Below are 4,441 nucleotides of genomic sequence, written 5' to 3'. Positions count from 1 at the left end.
ATGCTCGCCCGCAAGTACGGCCGCACCCTCGAAGAGGCCCGCGGCATGGAGGAGCAGGTGGCCTCCGCCGCCCGCGCCGAGGGGCTGACGTACCGGACCGAGGGTCGCGACCACGGCCGGACCACGGGCACCGGCGCAGCGCATTTATGCGGGTCTTTCTACCGCCGGGTAGTGACATGCCGACCGGTACGTGCGCAGAATCGGCAGCATCCGTAGCCGCCGCAGCGCTCACCGGGAGGACGCTTTGCTGAGCACCATGCAGGACGTACCACTCCTCGTCACCCGAATCCTCCAGCACGGGATGACGATCCACGGGAAGTCCCAGGTCACGACCTGGACCGGGGAGGCCGAGCCGCACCGCCGAAGCTTCGCCGAGATCGGTCTCCGCGCCACGCGCCTGGCCAACGCCCTGCGCGATGAGCTCGGCGTCCAGCAGGACGACCGCGTCGCCACCCTCATGTGGAACAACGCCGAGCACGTCGAGGCGTACTTCGCGATCCCCTCCATGGGGGCCGTCCTGCACACGCTGAACCTGCGGCTTCCTCCCGAGCAGCTGGTCTTCATCGTCAACCACGCGGCCGACAAGGTCGTCCTGGTCAACGGCACCCTGCTGCCGCTGCTCGTTCCGCTCCTGCCGCACCTGCCGACCATCGAGCACGTCGTGGTCGCGGGCGTCGGCGACCGCTCCGCGCTGGAGGGCCTCGGCGTGCGCGTGCACGAGTACGAGGAGCTCCTGGCGGGCCGCCCGGACACCTACGACTGGCCCGAACTGGACGAGCGCCAGGCCGCGGCCATGTGCTACACCTCCGGCACCACCGGGGACCCCAAGGGCGTCAGCTACTCCCACCGGTCCATCTACCTGCACTCGATGCAGGTCAACATGACCGAGTCGATGGGCCTGACCAGCAAGGACACCAGCCTCGTCGTCGTCCCGCAGTTCCACGTCAACGCCTGGGGCCTGCCGCACGCCACCTTCATGACCGGCATCAACATGCTGATGCCGGACCGCTTCCTGCAGCCCGCCCCGCTCGCCGACATGATCGAGCAGGAGAAGCCCACGCACGCCGCGGCCGTCCCCACCCTCTGGCAGGGGCTGCTGGCCGAGGTCACCGCCAACCCGCGCGACCTGACCTCGATGAAGCAGGTCACCATCGGCGGCGCGGCCTGTCCGCCCGCCCTGATGGAGGCCTACGACAGGCTCGGCGTACGCCTCTGTCACGCCTGGGGAATGACCGAGACCTCCCCGCTGGGCACCATGGCCCACCCGCCGGCCGGCCTGACCGCCGAGGAGGAGTGGCCGTACCGCGTCACCCAGGGCCGCTTCCCGGCGGGCGTCGAGGCCCGCCTGGTGGGCCCCGGCGGCGACGTCCTGCCCTGGGACGGCGAGTCCGCGGGTGAGCTGGAGGTCCGCGGCAACTGGATCGCGAGCTCCTACTACGGCGGCGCGACCGGCGAACCGACCCGCCCCGAGGACAAGTTCAGCGAGGACGGCTGGCTCAAGACCGGCGATGTCGGCGTGATCAGCACCGACGGCTACCTCACCCTCACCGACCGGGCCAAGGACGTCATCAAGTCCGGCGGGGAGTGGATCTCCAGCGTGGAGCTGGAGAACGCGCTGATGGCCCACCCCGAGGTCGCCGAGGCCGCGGTCGTGGCCGTCCCCGACGAGAAGTGGGACGAGCGCCCGCTGGCCACCGTCGTCCTGAAGGAGGGGGCCACCGTGGACTACGCGGGACTGCGCGCCTTCCTCGGCCAGTCGATCGCCAAGTGGCAGCTGCCGGAGCGCTGGGCCTTCGTCGAGGCGGTGCCGAAGACGAGCGTCGGCAAGTTCGACAAGAAGGTGATCCGCAAGCAGTACGCGGACGGCGTCCTCGACGTCACCAAGCTCGACTGAACCGAGCTCGACTGAGCCCCGCGGGACCGCGCGGGGGCTACTGACCCCGCGTGAGCCACGGCCGCAGCAGCTTGCTGATCGCGGGCATGGCCACGTAGGTCATCAGGGTGCTGAAGACGACGGCGAAGGCCGCCGTCCGCAGCACGAAATGCAGGTTCACCAGGTACGGCCCGAGCAGCGCGTTGCCCGCGAGCGAGATCGGGAAGATGGCCAGCCCCGAGCTGATCGCCATCTTCCAGCGCGGCGGCGCGGGCCGGGCCGTACCCGGTTTCGCGAACCAGGTCTCCATGCCGTGCAGTTCGCGCCGGGCTATCTCGGTGTGGTGGTGGCCGAGGCAGTTGGAGAACCACTCGGCCCGCTCCGCGGAGTCCTGCCAGCGCTGGAAGGCCGCCTGGTTGCGGAAGCGGTGCACCAGGAACCACGGCCCGCCCTCCACGGCCGGGCGGAACAGCCCGTAGCCGAGGTGGTCGGGGAAGGTCGAGGCCGTCTCGAGGATGCCGTGGGCCCAGGCCTCGAAGTTCTCCTCGTGGCCCGGCTCCACCTGTCGGGCGATCAGCAGGTTGACCTCCCCGTTGTCTGCCGGGACGGTCTGTTCACTCGTGTCGATGACGGCCATGCGGCCCAGGATGACTAGTTGGTGCCGATCTTGGCCAGCAGGTCCACGATGCGGCCTTGGACATCGGCCGTGGTGGAACGCTCGGCGAGGAAGAGCACGCTCTCGCCCGAGGCCAGCCGCGGCAGATCGGCCGGCTCGATCCCGGTGGCCGTGTAAACCACCAGCGGCGTGTGGTTGAGCTGCCCGTTGGCGCGCAGCCAGTCCACGATCCCGGCCCGGCGGCGGCGCACCTGCATCAGGTCCATCACCACCAGGTTGGGCCGCATCCGCGTCGCCAGCTCCACGGCGTCCGTATCGGCGTCGGCCCGCGCGACCTGCATGCCGCGCCGCTCCAGGGCGGCGGTCAGCGCGGTCGCGATCTCGTCGTGCTCCTCGATGAGCAGTACCCGCGAGGGGTGCTGCTCGCTGTCGCGCGGCGCGAGCGCCTTGAGCAGGACGGCCGGATCGGCACCGTACGCGGCTTCGCGCGTGGCGTGCCCCAGCCCGGCCGTGACCAGTACGGGCACCTCGGCGGCCACCGCGGCCTGACGCAGCGACTGCAGGGCCGTCCGGGTGATCGGACCGGTCAGCGGGTCCACGAACAGCGCGGCGGGGAACGCGGCGATCTGCGCGTCGACCTCCTCGCGGGAGTGCACGATCACCGGCCGGTAGCCGCGGTCGCTGAGCGCGGCCTGCGTCTGCACGTCGGGAGCGGGCCACACCAGGAGCCTGCGCGGGTTGTCCAGCGGCTCGGGCGGCAGCTCGTCGTCCACGGGACGCGGCACGGGCCGGTTGACGACCTCGACGGCGCCGCCGGGTCCGTCCAGCGGCTCGGGGCCCTCGTCGGAGCCCGCCTCGGGGGCTCCTATGGCGAAGGCCCGGCCCTGCGGCGCGGGCTCGGCGAGGCGCCGGCGGCGGCCGGAGCCGTTGGTGTCGGTCGAGATGCCCTGGCCGAGGGTGCCCAGCGCGCGGACGCTGATCGGAGACCCGGAGGAGTCCGCCGGGGTGTCCTGCGGCTGCCGGGCCCCGGGCACGGCGATCTGCCCGGAGGCGTCGTCCTCCGGAGCGGTGCGCGCGGAGGGAACCGGCCAGGCCGGGGTGGCGGGCAGCGCGCGGCGCCGCCCGGTGGGATGCGTCTCGGGGTCTACGAGGCCCTGCGCGCCCGTCTCCGGCTGCGCGGCGGGGGCTTCGGCCTCGGCGGGGGGCGAGCCCAGGACCCGGCGCCCACGACGCCCGCCCGGGGCTTCGCCGTCGGCCTCGCCGGGAGCGGGGGCGGAGCCGGCCATGGCGGGGGCCTGCGGGGGCTGCGCCGCCGGGGCCGCACTCGGGCCGGCGGGCAGCGCGAATCCGCCCTCGGGGGCGATGGGCCGCTGCGCGGCGGGGGCCGGGAGCCCTGCCGCCGGCACCGGTCCGGCGGGCTGCGCCGGAGCCGCCGCGCCCAGGGCACGCCGCCGCCCGGCGGGGTGCTCGGTCAGCGGCACCGGGGGCACCGGAACCGGAGGCACCGGCATGGGCGGGAGCGCGGGCACGGCGGTGCCCTGCGGAGGCACGGGCCGCCCGGGACCACCATCGCCGTCGTTGTTGCCATTGCCGCTGTTGTTGCTGCCGTTGCTTCCGTCGCCGTTCTGGCCGCGGCGCCGTCCGGTTCCGGAGGCGCCCGCGCCCAGGCCCGCCGGGTTCACCGGGGACTGCGCGAGCTCCGCGGGACCGCCGTCGCCCGGACCGGCCTCGCCGCCCCGGCGCCGGCCGGAGGGCAGCGCGAGCGCGCTCCCGCCGTCCACGGCCGGCTCCGCGGCCTTGGCCGGACCCGAGGCGTCCGCGTCTTCGAGGAAGGCGTCCACGCCGCGCCGGGCCCGTCGGCCGCCGGGGACGGACGTTGCACCCTGTGCGCCACCTGACCTCTTAAAAGGACCGCGCCCGGCCGCTGCCTACCGGATCGAGGAACCGATGAC

The 4,441-nt window shown here is 73.5% G+C and carries 2 protein-coding genes and 2 pseudogenes; 2 read left to right on the top strand and 2 right to left on the bottom strand.

Annotation, left to right across the window (positions count from 1 at the left end; genetic code table 11):
• Positions 1 to 123 (top strand): annotated as a pseudogene (locus ACWGDE_RS00020) (DsbA family oxidoreductase); the annotation flags it as partial.
• 121 nt (positions 124 to 244) lie between these two features.
• Positions 245 to 1,894 (top strand): long-chain fatty acid--CoA ligase, encoded by a 1,650-nt coding sequence (locus ACWGDE_RS00015; protein ID WP_453386641.1) that lies wholly within the window; start codon positions 245 to 247, stop codon positions 1,892 to 1,894.
• A gap of 37 nt (positions 1,895 to 1,931) precedes the next feature.
• Here the strand turns inward: ACWGDE_RS00015 and ACWGDE_RS00010 are convergent, their stop codons facing one another.
• Positions 1,932 to 2,510, bottom strand: coding sequence for an antibiotic biosynthesis monooxygenase (locus tag ACWGDE_RS00010; protein WP_453386640.1), 579 nt, complete (start codon positions 2,508 to 2,510; stop codon positions 1,932 to 1,934).
• A 14-nt stretch (positions 2,511 to 2,524) separates the two neighbouring features.
• Positions 2,525 to 4,354: pseudogene (locus tag ACWGDE_RS00005) on the bottom strand (response regulator); the annotation flags it as partial.
• Positions 4,355 to 4,441: the final 87 nt, after the last annotated feature.

The sequence above is a fragment of the Streptomyces sp. NPDC054956 genome (assembly GCF_053609185.1).
Note: the sequence above shows the minus strand (reverse complement) of the source record. Positions and strands in the feature narration are given on the sequence as shown.